This window comes from Streptomyces asoensis (genome assembly GCF_013085465.1).
Lineage (GTDB): Bacteria > Actinomycetota > Actinomycetes > Streptomycetales > Streptomycetaceae > Streptomyces > Streptomyces cacaoi_A.
The window spans coordinates 3,790,754-3,809,348 of sequence record NZ_CP049838.1 but is presented as its reverse complement, the minus strand read 5'-3'; the positions used below and the strand labels follow the sequence as shown (position 1 = coordinate 3,809,348).

Below are 18,595 nucleotides of genomic sequence, written 5' to 3'. Positions count from 1 at the left end.
TCCTCGCTCACGGTGGCGCTCGGGACGGGCGGGAACGCGCCTACTGCTTCTTCTGTGTGTCGACGGCGACGAAGAGCGCCCCGGCCCACGCCGCGTCCCGGTGGGAAACGAGCCGGACAGCCAGCTGGTCACCGCCGCGCCGCAAACCGCCGCTCAGATCGAACACGTCGGAGTCGTAGCCGAGGGTGTTGACGTACGCCGGTACACGCGCCGCCGGAGCCTCCCCCGGCTCGCTGATCGTGGAGTTCAACACATCGTCAGATGGATTGACCGCGTCCGTGAGCGCGGTGCCCGTTCGGTCACCGGTCGAGAGCGTGAGCGAATCACCCGTTCGGCCGCGGTCGCCGTCGTACGCGACGAGCCCGGCCCGCCCGCCCGCGCCCTGCGGAATGGCGAGCCCGCGCAGCCGGATCTCCTTGCCCTCGGGGGAGCCGAGGGTGTCGAAGCCGTCCCATACGGACAGGTCCCGCAGCGGCTCCGTCGGGTTCTCGTACGCCACGACCAGCGTCCAGCCGCCCCACGCGCCGGCCGTCGAACGGCCCATGGCCACATTGACCTGGGCGACCGTGTACAGGCCCTGACCGCTCGCGCGCACCAGCGCGGTGACGTCCGCGGAGGCCTGGAAGGCGTCGGCGCCCTGGGCCACCCGGTGGCCGACGACCGTGTCCGCGAGCACCGCCTTGTACTCCCCGCCGGGCTCGGCGATCAGCACCCGCCCGTTGTCCTTCGGCGGCTTCTGCTCGCCGACGCGCAGGTTGCCGCCCCAGTACAGCCGCGCGTACGACACCCGCGCGCCCTGCGGGAGTCGGACCTCGGCGCGGGAGGAGTTGTAGGTGTTCGGGTCGCGGTCCACGTCGACGTAGAACATGTCGAAGTCGTTGTTGACGGCGGCCCCGCCCCGGCGCACGGCGGGACAGGCGGGCGCCGCCCTGCCCGTGAACGTGGTGGAGGTGCGGCAGCTGATGGCCGCGTTGGCCGCGCGGACGATCCCGCCGTGCTGTGTCGCGTGATAGCGCTGTGTGAAGGCGAGTTGCTGTGCCTCCGCGGCGGGCGGCGCACCGGCGGCCCGGGCGCCCCCGGGTGCCCAGAGGGCGGTGAGAGCGAGAACGCCGACTGTCGCGCGGCGTAGCAGCGGACCCAGGGAATTACGCATGACCGGCGGTGCCCTTTCGTGCGATTTGCTTGCTATAGGCGTGCGTCGGATGGGGCGCAACTCTAGCCGCTGTCCGGATTAATCCGTCGAAACCGGACAAGTGTGTCGGAATGGTGAAGCCGGGCTCCGGTGACATCACTCATTTGGCGGCACAACCCCCGCGAGTCCCGCGCGTTGACCTCAGCGCCGGGCATCCCCGCCCAGGTGTTTGTGTCAAAACCCCAAGGAGCACCTCTCCATGTCGCGTATCGCGAAGGGCCTGGTCCTTACCTCCGTTGCCGCCGCGGCCGTCGCCGGCGCCTCCGGCATCGCCGCCGCCGACAGTGGCGCGAACGGCGTCGCCGAGCACTCCCCGGGCGTGCTGTCGGGCAACGTCGTCCAGGTTCCCGTGCACATCCCGGTCAACGTCTGTGGCAACACGATCAACGTGGTCGGCCTGCTGAACCCGGCGTTCGGCAACACCTGCATCAACGACTGACGTCTCCTCTGTTTCGAGGTCACGACGCGTCATTCGTCGAACGGCCGCCCTCCCGTCGGGAGGGCGGCCGTTCGCGTTGTCGCGGGTGCCGCCGGCGGCCTTGCCCCGAATGGAGGGACGTTGCTCCGACACGCTCGGTGAGCCTTGACAGGCCGCCTCACCAGGGGTGATGCGATTGAGCTGGGCGAACAGACGTCACACAAAGCGACCGAGCTGTTGCGGAGGGCGACGGCCGTTTGCACGGTGGGGACGAAGGCCCGACGCAATCGAAAGGATTTCCCCATGCGTGGTCTGCCCGTACGGCGTATCGCTTCCACCGCACTTTGCGCCACCCTCGTCCTCGGCATCGCCGCCCCCGCCGCCATGGCGGCCGACGGAGCCGCTGCCCGTGAGCGCAACGCCGCGGCGTCGGATACGCCCGTCGCCGGCACCGACGCGCTGCTCGCCCAGGCCAAAAGCCTCGGTGAGCTCGGCACTGTCCTCACCCCGGTAGCCAACCTGCTCAACACCGTCCTCAAGGCCGACGACGGTCAACTCACCGCCGACCAGGCGACCGAGCTCGGCGACGCCGTCAAGGCCGCCGTCGCCAAGATCACGACGACGACCCCGACGACCCCGGAGACCCCGGCGACTCCGGAGACCCCGGCGACTCCGGAGACCCCGGCCGACCCCGAGGCGGAGCTGCCTGCCAAGCCCGCCGAGCCGGTCGCCGAACTCCCGGCCAAGCCCGCGGTGCCGGCCGACCCGGCTGTCGTGCTGCCGGCGAAGCCCGCGGTGCCGGCCGACTCGGCTGTTGTGCTGCCGGCGAAGCCCGCGGTGCCGGCCGACTCGGCTGTCGTGCTGCCGGCCAAGCCCGCCGACCCGGCCGCCGCGCTGCCGGCCAAGCCCGTGCTCAGCAAGGGCGGTGACGACGCCAAGGCGAAGGCCGCCGCCGACCCGGTGTCCGACGCCGTCGCCGCGCTCGACAAGGCGGTCGCCGCCCTGCTCGCGGCCGCGACGTCCCTCGACGCCAGCCAGGTCGCCCCGGCGGTGACCGGGGTGGTGTCCAGCCTGCTCGACCTGCTCAGCGCGACGCTGGCCGGCACCGGTCTGACCCTGCCGACCCTGCCCGTCGAGGCTCCGGCCGCGGCCGTGCCGGCGCTGCCCACCAGCTGACGGTCGCTCCCTGATTTCCGCACCCCGGCCTCCCACCGGGGTGCGGAAATTTTTTGCGCACACGGTTTCCGCTTTCGGCGGGGCTCGTTAGGCACGACGTCAGAATTTCCCTGGTGACTTGAGTCGCCGATTCGCCGAGTGGTCGAGTCGCCGAGTCGCCGAGTCGCCGAAGAAAGGAATCCGATGAAGTCCCTGAAGGCTGCCGCTGTCGTTGCCGGATCCATGGTCCTCGCCGGTGCCGCCGCGCCCGCGTTCGCGACCCCCGCCGACCTCACGCCCACCAGCCTCAACGGTGCCGTGGACACCCTCACCAGGGGGCCCATCAACCTGGAGGACGCGATGCCGGTCCAGCACCAGTCGGACGCGCTCGACACCGAGAACAAGGACTCCGTACTCAGCACCGTCAAGGGCGCGACGGGTGCCCTCAACAACCACAACGCCCTCCTCGGCGGGCTGCCGCTACAGGGCTGAGTCGCCTTTCCCGAAAGGGCCGGTCCCCTCACCGACGGGACCGGCCCTCGGCGCTGTTCGAGGCGGGTCGAGCGGCGCGTCCCTCGTTCGTGTGGAGCAACGGACCGGCGTCCCCCGGTCGGGTGAGAACACGCCCGAACGCCCCCGGAACCGCCGATAAGGTCGCGCGGTGACCTCAACCCCAAGCGCAACCCGCCCTTTCCGCGTGGCCGACCTGGGCACCCTCGTCGTGATGCCGTGGAGCGGCGAGGCCCCCGACGGCAGTGACATGCCCTACCTCCTCGCCTACTCCCTCGGTGACACCGAGGAAGGCCCCGAGGGGACCGCCGTCGCCGTCGCGCGCCTGCTCACCGACAACGGCATGCCCGTCGGCGGGGACGTCGTCGACGGCACCGAGCGGCCCGGCCTGCCGTTCAGCCTGCTCGTCCAGTCCGGTGCGGCCGTCCTGAGCATGCCGAGCCTGAACGCCCAGTGCCTGCCGCCGCCGGAGTGGCTCGCGGCCGTCGAGCAGCGCGGCTACGCCTACCTCGTCCTCACCACCCGTGCCTGGCCGGAGGCCACGCCCGGCCGAGCCGTCACGCCCGAGGAGCTGGCCGCGTTCGCGGGCGCCCACGAGACCCTGACCGCGGCGGCGCACATCGTCCTGCCCGCTCGCCGGCTGCGCGGCTGATGCGGGGGCCGCACCCGGCGCCCGCGGGCGGCGGCCGCGCGTACGCCCTGCTGCTCGTCCTCACCGGTGCGGCCGGCCTGCTGGCCGCCTGGGTCATCACCCTCGACAAGTTCAAGCTGCTGGAGGACCCCGGCTTCACCCCCGGGTGCAGCCTGAACCCGGTCGTCTCCTGCGGCAGCGTCATGACGAGCGACCAGGCCTCGGCGTTCGGGTTCCCCAATCCGATGCTGGGCCTGGTCGCCTACGGGATCGTCGTGTGCGTCGGCGTGAGCCTGCTGGCCGGTGCCGCCTTCCCGCGCTGGTACTGGCTGACCTTCACCGGCGGCTGTCTCTTCGGCGTCGGGTTCGTGTCCTGGTTGCAGTTCGAGTCCCTGTACCGGATCAACGCGCTGTGTCTGTGGTGCTGTCTGGCCTGGGTCGCCACGATCCTCATGTTCTGGTACGCCGTCTCGTTCGACGTACGCCACGCGTTCCTGCCGGCCCCGGCCGGAGTGCGGAACTTCCTCGCCGAATTCACCTGGGTACTGCCGCTGCTGCACATCGGGGTGATCGGCATGCTGATCCTGACCCGATGGTGGGATTTCTGGACGAGCTGACCATCCGCCCGTCGTACCGATGTGGCCTTGGTGCTGTGTGCCCTTAGCTCTGTATGGCCTTAGCACTATTGCGGCACTCGGGGGAATTGTGAACTGATGTCGTTTTCCGGCTCGTTACCCGGTACGGACGCAACGCCCCCCGAACTCCTCCGAAAGGGCCCGTACCCGAGATGAAGTCGACCACCCGAGGAACCCTCGCCGCAGTCATCACGTGTGTGGCGGCCGCCGCCGGTGCCGCCGCCTGCGTGACCCCCGCCGCCGCGATCGGCACGGTGCCCGTTCCCGTACCGCTCGACGGCGTGGAGAAGTCCCTCAACGTGGAACTGCCCACGATCGGCGGCGAGATCCCCCTGCCGACGCCGGGTGCGCCCGAGGGACCGCGTTTCGTCGAGGGTCGGCTCATCCCGGAGCGGGTCGTTCCGCAGCTGCCCGTCGCCGCGGGGCTGCCCGGTGTGGGGCTGCGCGCGCCTCTGCCGGAGGTCCTGGGCAACGACTTCAACCACCTCGGCCTCGACGCCCCCGCCTCCGACCTGCGCACGCTGAGCCCGGGCCTGGCCCTGGACGCCCCGCTGACCGCACCCAACCCCGACCGCTTCGGTCTGCCGGACCTCCGGACGCCCCAGGCGGGAGTGCTCACCCCGGTGCTCCAGGCGGTGCCCGGCGCGGACCTCGGTGTGGGCGAGGGGCTCTAGCGCTCCGGCGGACGAACCGCCGCGAATCACGGGCCCGGACGCCGCCGTCCGGGCCCGTCGCCGTGTCCGGATCCGTGTCCCCGGCGGACCGTTCGGGCGCCGGACGGTGACCAGGAGGGCCACCGGGCGGTTACCCCCATGGAAACCGCCAGGGAAAGCCGCTCAGAAACCCGCTACAGAAACCCGCTACAGAAACCCGCTACGGACAGCCGGACCGGATCAGCGAACCGGGCCGGTGCACCGGAAGAGGAGCACACCATGGTCGTCAGCGTCGACGGAGCACCCGTGACCGCAGTACCGGTGGTCACGGGCAGACCCGGCACGGCGCACGGCGCACGGCGACGGGACCTGCTGCGCGGGCTGCTCGGCGCCGCCGCGGCCCTCGCGATCGTCCCCGTCGTCACCGCCTCCCGGCCCTCGCGCCCGGTGGACGGCGGTCCCACGGACTCCTTCGACGAGACCTACCGGGGCCGGCACATCCACGGCGTCCTCGCCCCGACAGGACGGGCGGCCGCGTCGGACGTCCGGTGGGACATCACGGTCGACGGTCGCCCCCTGCACCTCATGCGCCGCGCCGACGGCACCTGGCTGAGCATGGTCGACCACTACAGCTCGTACGCCACGCCACTGGAGGCGGTCCGTGCCGCCGTGGACGGGCTCGGTCCGGGGGAGCGGCTGCGCGAGGCGGATCCAGCACACCATCACCCGCACATGGGGGGACACCATGGCCTACACCCGTAAGGACGTCAGCACACTCACCAGCGCCGAACGACGGCGCTTCGTGAAGGCGCTGCTGGAGATCAAACGGACGGGCGAGTACGACGAGTTCGTCCGCACGCACATCGACTACTACGTATCCGACGGCGACGGCGGCCTGCGGACGGCCCACATGGCGCCGTCCTTCCTGCCCTGGCACCGCAGGTTCCTGCTGGACCTCGAGCAGGCACTGCGCCGGGTCGACTCCTCGGTGACGGTGCCCTACTGGGACTGGACGCGCGATCGCACCTCGACCGCCGTCCCCTGGACCGACGACCTCCTCGGTGGCAACGGACGGCGCTCCGACCGCCAGGTGACGACCGGGCCGTTCGCCTACGCCACCGGCGACTGGACCATCACGGAGAACGTGACCGACGGGGAGTTCCTCACCCGGGACCTCGGCCGCGCCGCCGCCCCGATCGACCTGCCCACCCGGAGCGACCTGGACCGGGCGCTTCAGGACCCCGTCTACGACACCGAGCCCTGGGACTCGACGGTCACCCGGGGCTTCCGCAACAAGCTGGAGGGGTGGGGCACCGGCTCGGGCAGCGCCGCCTGGCGCAACCACAACCGGGTGCACCGATGGGTCGGCGGGGTCATGCTCGGCGGCGCCTCGGTCAACGACCCCGTCTTCTGGCTGCACCACGCCTTCGTCGACCTGCTGTGGACCCGCTGGCAGAGCAGGCACCGCGAACACCGCTACCTGCCCGCCGAACCGCCGGGGCCGACCAACGGCCAGTACCGCCGGGTCGTCGCCCGGCAGGAGAAGCTGCCCCCGTGGGACGTGACCCCGGACCAGTTGGAGGACGCGTCCGGGATCTACCGGTACGCGTGAGCGGGTCGCGGTGAGCCCGGCGAGGTGATCCCGGCGAGGTGATCCCGGCGGTGAACCGCTCGCGGACAAGGGGAGAGCCCCGGCGCTCGAGGTGCCGGGGCTCTCCTGGTGGTACGTACGCGGGGTACGACCGGGGTGTACGTACGGGACGTACGGGGGTGAAGCTCAGCCGCCGTAGCCGCCGCCGTGCTTGCCGTCGTGCTTGTCGTGGTGCTTGTCGCCACCCTTGTCGTGGTCGCTGACGTTGGCGCAGGTGTTGCCGAAGGCCGGGTTCAGCAGGCCGATGATGCTGACGCTGTTGCCGCAGACGTTGACCGGGATGTGGACCGGAACCTGGACGACGTTGCCCGACAGGACACCCGGCGAACCCACGGCCGCGCCCTGCGCACCCGCGTCCGCCATGGCCAGGCCGGCTCCGCTGACCACCACGGCGCTGGTGCCGAGGGCAACAGCGGCCACCTTCGCGATGCGAGACATCACGTTCTCCTTAGGGAATCGGTTCGTGCGGTGGCAGGGGGCGCCGCCGCACTCCCCGTTCAACGCCGACACTGTGAGCGGGTCACGGTGCGTTCGGACGGATCACCCTTTTTGAACAGGACGGTCGTACAGTCGGGTGGCTAGTGCGACTGGAGGTGTGTCGCGATGAAGTCGGTCAGGGTGGCGATGGACTGGAGGCTGTCCAGGCTCAGGTCCAGCGCGGCCACGTCGACGCCGTAACGCTGGTCGACCGTGCCCAGCAGGGTCACGCCGGCCAGCGAGGTGAGGCCGATCTCCGGGCCGAACAGGTCGGTGTCGGCGGGGAGTTCCGCGACCACAGCCTCGTCCAGACGGGCCGCCTCGGCGATCAGCGAACGGATTTCCCGTTCCACCGCGGCCCGCTCTCGGGTGTCCGTCACGCTTCGGTTTCCTCTCGGTCGGATACGTGCAGCCATGCCGGCGACCCGGGCAGGTCGCCCTGAAGTGTCCTGCCCAGGACCGCCGAATCCGCGGCGGTGGCGGCGGCGGTGCCGGTGGCCGTTTCGGTGTCGGTGTCGTCCGTACGGCGCAGGCCCGCCTGGCGGAGCAGGATGCGCATCTCCAGGTTGGCGTCCGTCGGGCGCAGGGTCACCCGGAACTCCTCGGCGCCGGCCTCGCGGGCCCGCTCCATCAGCCGGAACAGGAAGGCCGCCGCCGCTCCCCGGCCGGCCACCCGGCAGGAGAGCGCGAGCAGCGGGACGGACCAGGCGGCGGGGGTGCCGCGGTCGGTGCGGTGCGTGCGGTCGACGAGGGCGGCGCCGATGATGCCGTACTCGCCGAAACGGTCCGTCATGCGGGCGGTGTACAGCTCGTGTCCGTCCGAGGAGGCCAGCTCGCGCAGGCGGTCGGGGGTGAGCCCGGAGGAGTTCAGCCGATGGGTACGGGCGGCGAGCTCCAGCGCGCGCGGGATCTCGTCGGCCGTGGCCGCGCCGATGGTGAGGCGCATGTCGCACCAGCGCAGGAACTCCTCGCGCGAGCCCTCGAAGCGCTCGCCCTCTGCCTTGCGGGTCTCCTCCGTGCGGTAGCGGCGCACGCGTTCGCGGGACTCGGCGGTGACCTCCCGGCCCTCGAACGCGGCCAGCAGCGCGGGCACGTCCTGGGGCGCGAGGGTGCGTACGCCCGGCAGGAGGGCCTCGACCTCGGCGCGCTCGTACGGGGAGTCGTCGACCAGGACCAGGGCGTCCACCGCGATGCCGAGGTCCTTCGCGATCCTGCGCAGCGACTCGCTCTTGTCCTGCCAGGACACCTGCGGGGCCAGGAAGCGTGCCCGCACCTCCGGCACGGCGTCCAGCCGGTCGAGCACCGAGGGCGCGCTGCGGCTCGCGATGCTGCTGAGCACTCCGCGGGCCGCCAGGGCGTCGATCGCGGCGAGCGCCGCGGGGCGGGGCGTGGGCAGGTCGTCGGTGGCCGACTCGACGGCGATCTCGTCCCACAGGGTGCCGTCGAGGTCCCATACGACGCACTTGACGCCGTCGGGATCGAAGCCTTCCGTGACGCTCATCGGGCGCTGTCTCCCTCCGGGAGGAACAGCTTCATCGACAGGCTGGTGGGGTCGAAGCCGAACTTGCGGTAGACCGTGCGCATCGGGACGTTGCCCACGTGCACCCGGCCGACGACCTCGGTGATGCCGTTGGCCAGGCAGAACTCCAGACCGGCGGTGAGGAGGAGTTCGGCGACGTCGCTGCGGTTGTCCACCGGGGACACCGCCAGGGAGCGGAAGTTGGCGTAGCGGTCGCCGGTCATCGCGTTCTGGTTGATGCTCACCCAGCACCAGCCGACGGGCTCCTCGCCCGGACCGTCCGCGACGATCATGCCCTCCTTCGACTTCTCCATGGCACGGCCGAGGCGGGACTCCCACCGCGCGGGATCGTCGATGGCGTCCTCGCCGAAGGAGACACGGGCGATCTCGGCCTCGAACCTTCCGATGGCCGGCAGATCGCGCTCGTCGGCCCGGCGGGTGGCGTACGGTCGGGCCCGCTCGGCGAGGGCGGCACGGTCCTCGTCGGCCGGCGGGTGCCAGCCGAAGGTGCGTCCGACGGGAGTGGCCGGAGCCGAAGTCGGAGCCGGAGCCGGGGCGGGGACTGCGGCGTTCCGGACCGCGGCCGGGGTCTCGGCGGGAGCCGGAGCCTGCTGGGGAGCCGGAGCCTGTTGGGGAGGTGCGGCTTGCTGGGCCGGGGTCGGGGGTTGTTCGGCCGGGGTGGTCGGATCGTCGGCGGGGACGAGGCGGCCGGGGCGGAAGGGGCCTTTGCCGCAGTTGGGGCAGCCTTCCGTGCGCAGGGCGGCGACCGCGGTCCAGCGGGCGCCGGGTCCGACGCGGAGCCGGGTGTTGCATGCCACGCAGGTGTATTCGCGCTGCCGGGTCCGTTTGTCGCCGGTGTAGAGGGGGCCGCTGAACTCGCCCTCGTGGGAGGGGGCCGTGGAGGTGGTCGTGAGCAGGTGCTGGAAGAAGCCGACGCCGCCGAGGATGCCGCTGCCCTCGTACTCGTTGAAGTTGCGGATGAGTGCGTTGGTGACCAGGCCGAGTCCCATGATCTCCCGCTGCACCTCCAGCATCTCGTCCGGGCTCTTGCCGCCGAAGGAGAAGAAGACGCTGTGTGCGGGGCCGGGGCGCAGGCCCTCCACGGCGCGGGAGAGGAAGAGGCGGGCGCCTTCGGGGGTGTAGGGCGGGTCGGTCATGGCCACGTCGTGCTGCCCGCGGATCTCGGCGGGCAGCGGCAGGCGCAGGTCGTGTCGGACGGTCTCGACGCGGGTGCCGAGGCCGGCCGACACCTTCCGGATGTAGTCGAGGATCTCCGGGGAGATGTCCACGACGGTCACCCGCTCGACGATCGGAGCGCCGAGCACGTCGCCCACCACGGCGACGGCGAGGGAGACCAGGTCGTCGTCGCCGATCAGCAGCAGCGAGCCGCCCGGCAGCGCGCCCGCGGTGAGCAGCGCGAGGACCCGGCGGACCTTGGTCTCGGCCGTGCAGTGCGACTGGTCGATGGCCATGTCGGCGGCGGGACCCGACTCCATGAGGGCGCGCAGCCGCCGTACGGCTTCGTCCAGGACGTCGGGGATCACGAGCTCGCGCCCGTCGCAGGTGGTGCAGGTGGCGTCGAGGGACAGGTCCATGCCGAGCCGGGCGACGAGGTCCAGGCCGTCCTCGGTCAGCCGGGACGGGCGCTGGGTGGTGATGAATCCCCGGCGGCGCAGTTCGTTGCCCAGGGCGGCCACGATCGGGACGGGCAGGCCGGTCGCGCGGCTGAGGTCCTTCGTGGAGGCGGGCGCCAGACGGCGCAGCGCACGCAGGACGGACCGCACTCCGGGCGGGCCCTCCTGGAGCCGGACGGCTTCCGCGACTTCCGTGAGCACGGAATCCGCGGTGGTGCTCCGAGGGTGCCGACGCGCGTTCGTCACAATGCTGCTCCAGGCAAGCTGATTGATGGATTCCGGGACTATCGAGTATACGGGCTGGTACGCAGGCCTCCGGACCCACTCGGACGGTCGGGAAACTGAGGGGAAACGGTGCGAAATTCGGGCGGGCAAGAGGGAATTCCGTGATGACTGCGTAATGTTCGGTACGGGATTCTGCTCGGTGTTTGATCGGTGTTCTGCGCGACGTTCCGCTCGGTGTTCTGTTCGGTGTTCTGTGTGATGTTTACGGGAAGGTTTGGGAAAGAATTACCGGAGGGGGTGCTGCGGGTTTTCGGGTGAATCCTTCGGACCCCCTCCTCTCCCCTTGACGCGGTGCACGCGCGAGCCCTAGAGCGCCCCGGATGCTACGCTGGGTACCATCGAGCGCCGCTTACCGGCCTCGCAACCTTCCCCTTTGGCCGCGCGGACCAGCGCAGATCTATGTGAAAGGAGACGGGGGCAGCGGTTCGTCACCCCCGGTTCCCCATGACCAACTCCGCCAACCTCGCCACCGAGGGTATAAACGTCGACGATCTGTGCTCTTATGCCGTCGACGTATGGGTGAGCGACCACAGCATCCTGACCGACGAGGAGCGCCTCCTCCAGGTGCTGCGTACGGCCGCCGAAAAGGGAAACGCCACGGTACTCGGTGAGGCGTCGCACGTTTTCCCGAACGGCGCCGTCACCGCGATTCTCCTGCTTTCCGCGTCGCACCTGAGCATTCACACCTGGCCCGAATTCAGCCTGGCCAATGTCGACCTGCTCGCTTATGGCCGACTGAACGGCGAGCGGATGATGCAGAGCGTGGAACTCGGCCTTTCGCCGACACGGATCAACGTGACGCGCATGCTGCGCGCGGTTCACTGACCTGGTTCGACTGCCTTTCCGGCCTGCCTGGCCGCAGGTCTCACAACCACCCCGACAGCGACTCGACGAAAGCGTCGAACCGGTCCCGGTGGATCGCGTGCGGTGCGTCGGGCACCGTACGCACCTCGAAACCGCGCCGGACCAGTTCCGCCCGCATCTCCGTGCTGACGAGCATGCTCGGGTCCGAGGTCTGGACGAGAGAGGGCACCAGAGCCTTCTCCGGCGTGTGGTCGATGTGCCGGTGGGAGGAGAGCGCGAGCGCCGTTTTCTCGTCCCAGCGGTCGAGGGCCTGTTGCTCGGCCGCGGCCCGCTTCTCGAGCCGCTCGTCCGGTTCCCCGTTGTGCGGTGGGCGGGAGAGGGCGGCGAGAGCGCGGGAAGAGCGCTTGAAGAGCGTGAAGAGAGCCGGGTCCAGAGATCCGTGGGCCCCGGCGAGTTGCCAGGCCGGTTCCGAGTAGACGGCGCGTGCCGGTTGCAACTCCGCCACCGCGAGGGCCAGGGCCAGCGCGCCCAGTGAATGGCCCAGCGCCACTTCCGGGGCGTGCGGCAGCGTCTCGAGGAGATCGTCGGCGAAGAGCCGGGGCTCGTACTCCCCACGCGCGCTGACGCCGTGCCCGCGCAGGTCCACGGCGAGGACGCGGTAGCCCCGTCCGGTCAGGACCGGGACCAGCTCGTGCCACGTGCGGTGGTCGGACATGATGCCGTGGACGAGGACGGCGACGCGCTCGCCCGTTCCCCACTCCTGTGCGTGCAGTCGCATGCGGCTGCCCCTCGTGTGGTGTGGTGTGAGCAGGAGTGTAGGGCGCGGGCTGATCATCGAACCAGGACGAGGCGCTGTGACAGGACACCCGGTGCAGGTGTGGTGGGCCCGTCTGGAGGACGCCCGGGCGGGTCTACGGGCACTCCTCGATCCCGTGGAACGCGCCCGGTACGAGTCGACCGTCGACCCCGCGGGCAGGGGACGGTTCCTGGTCGGCTGCGCCCTCAGCCGCCTGGTCCTCGGCGAACTGCTCGGGCTGCCCCCGGCGGACGTCCCCCTGCGCCGCGTGTGTCCACGCTGTGGCGGGCCGCACGGCAAGGTTCACCTGGCACTACCGCCGGACGGCCCTTCGGGCACCCCTCCGGGCTACGACTTCTCCGTCACCCACAGCGGCGCGCTCGTCGGCGTCGCCGTCTGCCGGGACGGGGAGGTGGGCCTCGACGTCGAGGAGTCCCACGGCGACATGGACGTCGACTCCGCTGCCCGTGTCGCCCTGTCCGACTCCGAACTCGCCGCGCTGTACGCCCGCCCGGCAGCCGAACGCCAGGCCGCCTTCCTGCGCACCTGGACGCGCAAGGAAGCCGTACTCAAAGCGCTTGGCGTGGGGCTGGGGGTGCCGCTGCGTGAGCTGGAGGTGTCCGGTCCCGAGCGACCGCCGGCCGTTCTCGCCTGGCCCGGTCGACTCGCTGCCCGGCCCAGCATGAGCATGGCGGACCTGGTCGTCGACGGCGGGCATCCCGCGGCGGTGGCGGTCGCCGGGGTCGGGGCAGGGGAGGGGGAGGCCGACGGCGTGCGGGTCGCCCTGCACGACGGCTCGGAGGTACTGGCCGCGTACGACGTGTGATCGCCCGATCGCTCCCGGACCTTCGGCCTTTTTCTGCACCCTTCTGTGCCTTTCTGCACCCTTCTGCGCTCTCGGCGTGGCCGAGAATCGGCCAGACTTCTCGCGCGGAACCACCAGCGCGGAACACCAGCAAAAGCCCTCCCAAGGGGAGGGCGGAGACTTGCGCCCCTGGCAGGACTCGAACCTGCGGCCAAGCGCTGAGAAGGTGCCTGGTGTGGGCCTTTGTGGGAGCCATTCTCATCGTGCTGGCCGTGGGTTGGTACATCCGGATGAATCCCACCTGAGGCGATCCAGATTTTTCGGAGTTCGGCGGTCTGCGGAGGTCGAGAACGTGCCACCGGCTCCGTCCCAGGGACATCAGCGGCCATCACCGGCCGCACGAGGAAGAAGGAGAAACCGGCATGGCGATTCAGCGGATGGACAACGTCGGCATCGTCGTCGAGGACATGGATGCCGCCATCGCGTTCTTCGTGGAACTCGGTATGGAGCTGGAGGGCAGGACGGAGGTCGAGGGCCTCGTCGCCGACCAGTGCACCGGACTCGACGGCGTCCGCTGTGACATCGCGATGGTCCGGACCCCGGACGGCCACAGCAGGCTCGAGCTGGCGAAGTACCGCAGCCCCGCGGTGATCAGCGCCGGGCCGCGCAACCGGCCGCACAACATTCTGGGCACGCACCGCGTCATGTTCGCCGTCGACGACATCGAGGACACCGTTGCCCGCCTGCGCCCTCACGGCGCCGAACTCGTCGGCGAGATCGCCCGGTTCGAGGACAGCTATCTGCTCTGCTACCTCCGCGGCCCGGAGGGCATCATCGTCGGACTGGCCGAGCAACTGCGCTGAGGAGTGGCACAACGACGGGATCCCGCCCGCCCGGGTGGCCGTATGGGCCGCGGACAGCGCGCCGGCGCTGCCGGCCACCTACGCACGGTGCGTCGAGGGGCAGCTGCCTGACCTGAAAAGGCGCCTGGAGGCCGCTGGAGACCTTCCCGAGCCGGCCGACGCAGGCTGAGGCTTCTCGCCGAGAATTTCGACACGTATTCGACAGGGCCACCCGCGAAAACCCGGTGACAGCCGGACAGCCCCGGAACCTCCCCTTGATCATCGGGGGAGTGTCCGGGGCTTCGGCATGGCGAGGGAAACGTGCTCTGAGCAGCAAAAATGCCCTCCCGAGGGGAGGGCGGAGACTTGCGCCCCCGGCAGGACTCGAACCTGCGGCCAAGCGCTTAGAAGGTGTTGAGTACTTAGCTCTGTACTAACCTGCGGTTTTGCCTGGTCGCGCTCCAGCACATTAATGGAAGGCGCTTGGCCAATCTCATGGCCTCTTCGACCGAGAACCGACGCCCCGAAAGACGACCGCCCCGGCCCATATTAGGACCGGGGCGGCCAGCCGACGCGCGGGTCCGCCATCTGGGCGGGTGACCTCGTGCAGAGTGTCGCCGCGGCCGGCGTTGCTGAGGGGGGTGGCGCTCCGCATCGCTACCCACCGCCCCTCGTAGATCAAACAATGTAGGACTGCGACTACAGACAGAACGATCATGAACCCGGAACCGTGGGCGGGTGCCGTCTGCCTCGCCCCCGCCCGACTGGGTGCTCACCCAGCGCCGGGCTATCGGCGAGCGCATCCGCGCGGAGCGGCTACACGCAGGACTCACTCAGGAACAGATCTCGATCCGGTCCGGCGTGGACCGGGCGTCCGTCGTGCGGATCGAGCAGGGCCAGCAGTCGCCCACCGTCGACACGCTGATCCGTCTGGCCGTAGCCATCGGGGTGCCTCTTGTCGCCTTCGTGCAGTGAGCGGCCGCCCCGCGACGGGGGGCGCAGGGCGGCCGCGTCTGACCCGGTGCCGGCATCGTGCTCACCGTCGCCGACACCGGGAGTCATCAGGACGGCTGCGGCTGCACAGGCTCCGCCTTGCACGGCTGTCGATGGATGTACGCGGCTGGCCGTGCCCCGGACATCGACTCCGGGATGTGGGTGTCGTAGTGCTCGCCGGGCCGGATGGCCAGGCCGCACCGGTCGCAGATCTTCACGCCCGTGCCTCCCTGTTCGCGGTGCTCCAGGCCTGGTGCAGTTCCCGGCCCGTGGGGCAGGAATCCGTCCGACTGGCTCGACACTCCGCGCACTCCCGGAGGCAGTGATCCGACAGACGCCGAAACGCCTCATCCGCTCGGGCGCGGGCCAGGCGGAGGCCCGCTCGTACGTAGCTCATAGGGAAACCCCGTCCTCTACTTCAGCCCAGATCTCCGGGGCGTCGCCGGTGTCGCTGCTGCCCCACGAATCCGCGGTCCGCAGGACGGCGATGCCGGCGCCGGAGCCGAGATGCGGCTACAGCGCTGGCCGGGGAAAAGATCCACGCGGCCGCCGAGAGCGTCTTCGAGAGCGGCGCGTAACTCCGCTGCCCGGCTTTCCGGCATGACGCATCCCCGCCTTTGCGTGAGAGGCTGACTCTTGCGCAAGAGTAGACCGGGCCTCCGTACTCTGTCACGTAAGTCACACAGGAAGGGGCACAGGGTGACGACCGATACGCCCAAGTACTTGCAGGTCGCCGACCAGATCCGCGCCCGGATCGAGTCCGGAGACCTCGCCCCGGGCGATCGCCTCCCGTCCGTGTCCGAGATCTCCGCCGAGTGGGGAGGCAGCAGCAGCCTCGCCACCGCCGCGTACCGGCTCCTGGTCGACGACGGCCTGGTGGTCTCCCGGCACGGTGCAGGCCACTACGTCCGCAGCCGCGAGACACCCGAGCTGCTCGTGCGCCAACATCGCCGTCGTAGCGAAGACTCACCCTTTGGCCAGGGCGTGGCCGAGCAGGGCGCGGTCGGCAGCTGGCGGCACGACTCCACTACCGAGCAGGCCAGCGAAGCCGTGGCCGAGCGACTCGGTATCGAGCCAGGCGCGGCCGTCATGCACACCTCGTACGTGTACCTCGCCGATGAGCAGCCCGTGCAACTCGCCGAGTCGTGGGAACCCCTCGCCCTCACTGGTCACTCCCTCGTGGCGCTGCCCGAGGTGGGCCCGTACGCCGGCGTCGGAGTGGCCGCCCGGATGCGGGTCCTCTCGATCGAGGTGGGCGACCCCGTCGAGCGCGTCCGCGCTCGCATGGCCAACCGTGCGGAGGCGCAGGCCCTCGGCATGACGCCTCCGGGCCCGGTCCTGGCGATCGAGCGGACCTATTACGACCAGGCCACCGCGCGCCCGGTGGAGACAGCAGACGTCGTGATGCGCGGCGACCGATGGGTGTCGGTGTATGGGCAGGTCCCAACTCCCTGACTCTGGACGCACGAAAGCGGCCCCGCCCTCCCGCATGGGGAGGACGGGGCCGCTTTCACGGGTATTGACGGCGCGATGGATCGAGGGCGACGGACAGTAGGCCGCTCCCGTTGCCGGGCTGTGGATCGGGGGCTCCGTCTCGGCGGCATACGAGTGCGTCCGGATCGTCGGCCGGCGGCTGAAGGCTGTAGCCGTCGGGGCAGGCCGGGCCGGGCGCTCCCGGTTCACCGCGGGGTCCTTGCTCTCCCTGCGGCCCTTGCTCTCCCCGTGGTCCCTGCTCTCCCTGCGGTCCCTGCTCTCCCTGCGGTCCGGGTTGTCCGTCGATCCCAGCCGAGCCGGGGGCGCCAGACTCTCCGGCAGCTCCCGGTTCACCGGGCTGGCCTGGCGTTCCGGGGTCGCCCTTGGGCCCGGGGATGGGCACCGGTACCTCGGCGCGGGCGGGCAGATCGTCGACCGCGTCGGACGGGTCCGGCGCGACGGGTGTCTCGCCCTCGCTCGTCACCTGGGTCCGTAGCTGACGTACGTCTGTGGCCAGCGTCGTCACGGCCTGGCCGCGCCGGTCTGCCTCGGCGGCCAGCTGGTCGGCGCGGTTCATCTCGGCGTCCATTCGCGCCCACACGATGACGACCGCGCCGGACAGAGCGACGAGCCAGCACAGCAGCGCCAGCGGGCGCCAGCGGCGGGCAAGGGCCCGCTCGGTCCGGGTCACGGTTGTCCTCCGGGTGGGATCAGTGTGCGGAGCCGGGCAATCTCCGCTTGGTCGGCGGCCCGGTGCGCTGCCATTTCGGCGAGCTTCGCGTTCAGTTCGGTGCGCTCGGCCTTGAGGGCGTCACGCTCCTCCTGAAGGTCGTTGGTGAGCGAGCTGTAGCCGGTGAGGGCGTTCTCGCCACGCTTCCCGAGGTACGCCACCACGCCGCCGACGACCGCGCCCACGCCCACGAGCAGGCTGCCGAGGGTGGTGGCGTCCATGGTGGCTCCCTACAGGTCGCGCGTGGTGGTGCTGGTCGGCCGGTTGGGCACGGCGTAGGTGATGCCCCACGCGCCGAGGACGGCGAGCACGATGGTCACGCCCTCGCCGGTGGTGAGGACCTGGTCTTGCACGGCGGTGGCTGCGGCGGTTGCGCCGGCGGCCACTCCGGCGACGAGCGACTTCGCGATGCTGGAAATCTTCATGCGGATCGTTCCTCTCGATGGATCAGTCGGTGACGGTGAAGCCGTGCCGGGCGCCGAGGAGGCGCAGCGAGGCCTTGCCGGGGATGCCGTCGGCGGCCGCGCCGGTGTAGCCGCCACCGGCCGGGGAGCGCTGCCAGCGGGCGTACGCGGCGAGCGTCTTGGAGCCGAACGAGCCGTCGACGTATGCCGCGCCGAGGAGGCCCTCGGCCTTCAGCGCTCGCTCGACCAGGAGGACGGCGGCCTTGTGCGTGGTGTGGCCCTGCTCGGCGGCCGGGTCCTGGCGGGCCGCCGCGACGACCTGCTTGAGCGAGACGCTCGGCTTGGTGGTGCCGGTCGGGGGAGTGCTGGGCGTGGGCGCTTTGCCCAGGCGGGCCGTGACCCGCTTGCGGAAGTCGGCCATGGTGAAGCCGCGCGGATCGGTCTTCGTGTTCGTCCACTCCTTGTGTCCGATCACGGAGGCGGCGGACCAGCCGTGCGCACGGCACAGCGCGGCGGCCGCGCGGACCATGGCCTCGAGCTGGACGTCGGGCCAGGGGTCCTTGCCGTCGCCGAGGTTGACGCACTCGAAGCCGTAGAAGTGGACGTTGCCGTCGGTGTCGTTCTCGTTCGGCGTGGGCAGTGCCTTCTCGGCGATGACCGCCTGGAGCACGTCGCCGTCGCCGCTTCCGGCGTGGTTGGTGCGGCCCCAGCCGACGAGGTGCACAGTGCCTGCCTTGTCGATGACTCCGTGGCACAGCGGCCCGGGCAGGCCCGCGTACCCGTCGCGGCATATCGCCACCGAGGAGGCTGTGCCGGAGGTGACGGTGTGGTGGACGACCACGCCGTGCACGGGGCCCCACGAGCCGTGTCCGGCCCGGTTATGCGTGCGCCAGCTGCCGACCTCGGCGACGGTGACGCCCTCGGCCTTGAGGGCGGCGAGGACCGCGGATGCGGTCAGGGGTGTGGCCATGGGTGCTCCAGACATGAG

23 protein-coding genes are annotated in these 18,595 nt (G+C 70.9%); 13 read left to right on the top strand and 10 right to left on the bottom strand.

Annotated features, from left to right (window positions below; translation table 11 throughout):
• Positions 1 to 40: 40 nt before the first annotated feature.
• The gene (locus G9272_RS16990) at positions 41 to 1,153 is read right to left on the bottom strand and encodes a DUF3344 domain-containing protein (protein WP_171397367.1); all 1,113 of its coding nucleotides are present in this window, start codon (positions 1,151 to 1,153) and stop codon (positions 41 to 43) included.
• A gap of 238 nt (positions 1,154 to 1,391) precedes the next feature.
• Here G9272_RS16990 and G9272_RS16985 point away from each other — a divergent pair, with 238 nt between their 5' ends.
• The 8 genes from G9272_RS16985 to G9272_RS16950 all read left to right on the top strand — a co-directional run bounded on the left by G9272_RS16985 (position 1,392) and on the right by G9272_RS16950 (position 6,806).
• Entirely contained in the window at positions 1,392 to 1,631 is a 240-nt protein-coding gene (locus tag G9272_RS16985; protein ID WP_171397366.1) for a chaplin, read from the top strand.
• Between the two features lie 282 nt (positions 1,632 to 1,913).
• Positions 1,914 to 2,786: a hypothetical protein gene (locus tag G9272_RS16980; RefSeq protein WP_171397365.1), complete on the top strand. Its 873-nt coding sequence runs from the start codon at positions 1,914 to 1,916 to the stop codon at positions 2,784 to 2,786.
• A 183-nt stretch (positions 2,787 to 2,969) separates the two neighbouring features.
• A complete protein-coding gene (locus tag G9272_RS16975) occupies positions 2,970 to 3,257 on the top strand; it encodes a hypothetical protein (RefSeq protein ID WP_020132936.1) in 288 nt (95 codons plus the stop codon).
• Between the two features lie 169 nt (positions 3,258 to 3,426).
• Positions 3,427 to 3,927: a DUF5949 family protein gene (locus G9272_RS16970; RefSeq protein ID WP_171397364.1), complete on the top strand. Its 501-nt coding sequence runs from the start codon at positions 3,427 to 3,429 to the stop codon at positions 3,925 to 3,927.
• On the top strand, positions 3,927 to 4,523 hold the full coding sequence (locus G9272_RS16965) for a vitamin K epoxide reductase family protein (protein ID WP_171397363.1): 597 nt from the start codon (positions 3,927 to 3,929) through the stop codon (positions 4,521 to 4,523). Before G9272_RS16970 ends, G9272_RS16965 begins: the two co-directional genes overlap by 1 nt.
• 170 nt (positions 4,524 to 4,693) lie before the next feature.
• Positions 4,694 to 5,215, top strand: a complete 522-nt coding sequence (locus tag G9272_RS16960) for a hypothetical protein (protein WP_171397362.1) — start codon at positions 4,694 to 4,696, stop codon at positions 5,213 to 5,215.
• 258 nt (positions 5,216 to 5,473) lie between these two features.
• Positions 5,474 to 5,956 (top strand): tyrosinase family oxidase copper chaperone, encoded by a 483-nt coding sequence (locus G9272_RS16955; protein ID WP_171397361.1) that lies wholly within the window; start codon positions 5,474 to 5,476, stop codon positions 5,954 to 5,956.
• Positions 5,940 to 6,806, top strand: coding sequence for a tyrosinase family protein (locus tag G9272_RS16950; protein WP_171397360.1), 867 nt, complete (start codon positions 5,940 to 5,942; stop codon positions 6,804 to 6,806). Before G9272_RS16955 ends, G9272_RS16950 begins: the two co-directional genes overlap by 17 nt.
• A gap of 165 nt (positions 6,807 to 6,971) precedes the next feature.
• Here G9272_RS16950 and G9272_RS16945 read toward each other — a convergent pair whose 3' ends face one another.
• The 4 genes from G9272_RS16945 to G9272_RS16930 all read right to left on the bottom strand — a co-directional run bounded on the left by G9272_RS16945 (position 6,972) and on the right by G9272_RS16930 (position 10,676).
• Positions 6,972 to 7,283, bottom strand: coding sequence for a chaplin (locus G9272_RS16945; RefSeq protein ID WP_171397359.1), 312 nt, complete (start codon positions 7,281 to 7,283; stop codon positions 6,972 to 6,974).
• 140 nt (positions 7,284 to 7,423) lie between these two features.
• Positions 7,424 to 7,702: an acyl carrier protein gene (locus G9272_RS16940; protein ID WP_171397358.1), complete on the bottom strand. Its 279-nt coding sequence runs from the start codon at positions 7,700 to 7,702 to the stop codon at positions 7,424 to 7,426.
• Positions 7,699 to 8,823, bottom strand: a complete 1,125-nt coding sequence (locus tag G9272_RS16935; RefSeq protein WP_171397357.1) for an HAD-IIIC family phosphatase — start codon at positions 8,821 to 8,823, stop codon at positions 7,699 to 7,701. Before G9272_RS16935 ends, G9272_RS16940 begins: the two co-directional genes overlap by 4 nt.
• Positions 8,820 to 10,676 carry a GNAT family N-acetyltransferase gene (locus G9272_RS16930; RefSeq protein WP_171397356.1) on the bottom strand — a complete coding sequence of 619 codons (1,857 nt, stop codon included), beginning with the start codon at positions 10,674 to 10,676 and terminating at the stop codon, positions 8,820 to 8,822. Before G9272_RS16930 ends, G9272_RS16935 begins: the two co-directional genes overlap by 4 nt.
• Positions 10,677 to 11,204: 528 nt before the next feature.
• Here G9272_RS16930 and G9272_RS16925 point away from each other — a divergent pair.
• The gene (locus G9272_RS16925; RefSeq protein ID WP_079662176.1) at positions 11,205 to 11,585 is read left to right on the top strand and encodes an S-adenosylmethionine decarboxylase family protein; all 381 of its coding nucleotides are present in this window, start codon (positions 11,205 to 11,207) and stop codon (positions 11,583 to 11,585) included.
• A gap of 40 nt (positions 11,586 to 11,625) precedes the next feature.
• On the opposite strand, the gene G9272_RS16920 is transcribed toward G9272_RS16925, so the two are convergent.
• Positions 11,626 to 12,342, bottom strand: a complete 717-nt coding sequence (locus G9272_RS16920) for an alpha/beta fold hydrolase (RefSeq protein ID WP_171397355.1) — start codon at positions 12,340 to 12,342, stop codon at positions 11,626 to 11,628.
• A gap of 76 nt (positions 12,343 to 12,418) precedes the next feature.
• Between G9272_RS16920 and G9272_RS16915 the strand changes: the two genes are divergently transcribed.
• The 4 genes from G9272_RS16915 to G9272_RS16900 all read left to right on the top strand — a co-directional run bounded on the left by G9272_RS16915 (position 12,419) and on the right by G9272_RS16900 (position 16,455).
• A complete protein-coding gene (locus G9272_RS16915; protein WP_253267838.1) occupies positions 12,419 to 13,186 on the top strand; it encodes a 4'-phosphopantetheinyl transferase family protein in 768 nt (255 codons plus the stop codon).
• A gap of 401 nt (positions 13,187 to 13,587) precedes the next feature.
• Positions 13,588 to 14,028 (top strand): VOC family protein, encoded by a 441-nt coding sequence (locus tag G9272_RS16910; RefSeq protein ID WP_171397354.1) that lies wholly within the window; start codon positions 13,588 to 13,590, stop codon positions 14,026 to 14,028.
• A 717-nt stretch (positions 14,029 to 14,745) separates the two neighbouring features.
• Positions 14,746 to 14,982, top strand: coding sequence for a helix-turn-helix domain-containing protein (locus G9272_RS16905; RefSeq protein WP_171397353.1), 237 nt, complete (start codon positions 14,746 to 14,748; stop codon positions 14,980 to 14,982).
• Positions 14,983 to 15,699: 717 nt separating this feature from the next.
• Entirely contained in the window at positions 15,700 to 16,455 is a 756-nt protein-coding gene (locus G9272_RS16900; RefSeq protein WP_171397352.1) for a GntR family transcriptional regulator, read from the top strand.
• Between the two features lie 55 nt (positions 16,456 to 16,510).
• On the opposite strand, the gene G9272_RS16895 is transcribed toward G9272_RS16900, so the two are convergent.
• Genes G9272_RS16895 through G9272_RS16880 form a run of 4 tightly spaced genes read right to left on the bottom strand, consistent with a single transcriptional unit; the run spans position 16,511 to position 18,577 of the window.
• Entirely contained in the window at positions 16,511 to 17,164 is a 654-nt protein-coding gene (locus G9272_RS16895) for a collagen-like protein (protein WP_216377823.1), read from the bottom strand.
• Complete coding sequence (locus G9272_RS16890; protein ID WP_171397351.1) at positions 17,161 to 17,424, bottom strand: hypothetical protein; 264 nt, start codon at positions 17,422 to 17,424, stop codon at positions 17,161 to 17,163. The genes G9272_RS16895 and G9272_RS16890 overlap by 4 nt, the downstream gene beginning before the upstream one ends.
• A 9-nt stretch (positions 17,425 to 17,433) precedes the next feature.
• Complete coding sequence (locus G9272_RS16885) at positions 17,434 to 17,628, bottom strand: hypothetical protein (RefSeq protein ID WP_171397350.1); 195 nt, start codon at positions 17,626 to 17,628, stop codon at positions 17,434 to 17,436.
• A 22-nt stretch (positions 17,629 to 17,650) separates the two neighbouring features.
• Positions 17,651 to 18,577, bottom strand: coding sequence for a peptidoglycan recognition protein family protein (locus G9272_RS16880; RefSeq protein ID WP_171397349.1), 927 nt, complete (start codon positions 18,575 to 18,577; stop codon positions 17,651 to 17,653).
• Positions 18,578 to 18,595: the final 18 nt, after the last annotated feature.

What these genes read in the sequence shown, in the direction of transcription:
- G9272_RS16990 (WP_171397367.1), bottom strand. Translation starts at nt 1,153, where the DNA reads ATGCGTAATTCCCTGGGTCCGCTGCTACGCCGCGCGACAGTCGGCGTT.
- G9272_RS16985 (WP_171397366.1), top strand. Translation starts at nt 1,392, where the DNA reads ATGTCGCGTATCGCGAAGGGCCTGGTCCTTACCTCCGTTGCCGCCGCG.
- G9272_RS16980 (WP_171397365.1), top strand. Translation starts at nt 1,914, where the DNA reads ATGCGTGGTCTGCCCGTACGGCGTATCGCTTCCACCGCACTTTGCGCC.
- G9272_RS16975 (WP_020132936.1), top strand. Translation starts at nt 2,970, where the DNA reads ATGAAGTCCCTGAAGGCTGCCGCTGTCGTTGCCGGATCCATGGTCCTC.
- G9272_RS16965 (WP_171397363.1), top strand. Translation starts at nt 3,927, where the DNA reads ATGCGGGGGCCGCACCCGGCGCCCGCGGGCGGCGGCCGCGCGTACGCC.
- G9272_RS16960 (WP_171397362.1), top strand. Translation starts at nt 4,694, where the DNA reads ATGAAGTCGACCACCCGAGGAACCCTCGCCGCAGTCATCACGTGTGTG.
- G9272_RS16955 (WP_171397361.1), top strand. Translation starts at nt 5,474, where the DNA reads ATGGTCGTCAGCGTCGACGGAGCACCCGTGACCGCAGTACCGGTGGTC.
- G9272_RS16950 (WP_171397360.1), top strand. Translation starts at nt 5,940, where the DNA reads ATGGCCTACACCCGTAAGGACGTCAGCACACTCACCAGCGCCGAACGA.
- G9272_RS16945 (WP_171397359.1), bottom strand. Translation starts at nt 7,283, where the DNA reads ATGTCTCGCATCGCGAAGGTGGCCGCTGTTGCCCTCGGCACCAGCGCC.
- G9272_RS16935 (WP_171397357.1), bottom strand. Translation starts at nt 8,823, where the DNA reads ATGAGCGTCACGGAAGGCTTCGATCCCGACGGCGTCAAGTGCGTCGTA.
- G9272_RS16925 (WP_079662176.1), top strand. Translation starts at nt 11,205, where the DNA reads ATGACCAACTCCGCCAACCTCGCCACCGAGGGTATAAACGTCGACGAT.
- G9272_RS16920 (WP_171397355.1), bottom strand. Translation starts at nt 12,342, where the DNA reads ATGCGACTGCACGCACAGGAGTGGGGAACGGGCGAGCGCGTCGCCGTC.
- G9272_RS16910 (WP_171397354.1), top strand. Translation starts at nt 13,588, where the DNA reads ATGGCGATTCAGCGGATGGACAACGTCGGCATCGTCGTCGAGGACATG.
- G9272_RS16890 (WP_171397351.1), bottom strand. Translation starts at nt 17,424, where the DNA reads ATGGACGCCACCACCCTCGGCAGCCTGCTCGTGGGCGTGGGCGCGGTC.
- G9272_RS16885 (WP_171397350.1), bottom strand. Translation starts at nt 17,628, where the DNA reads ATGAAGATTTCCAGCATCGCGAAGTCGCTCGTCGCCGGAGTGGCCGCC.
- G9272_RS16880 (WP_171397349.1), bottom strand. Translation starts at nt 18,577, where the DNA reads ATGGCCACACCCCTGACCGCATCCGCGGTCCTCGCCGCCCTCAAGGCC.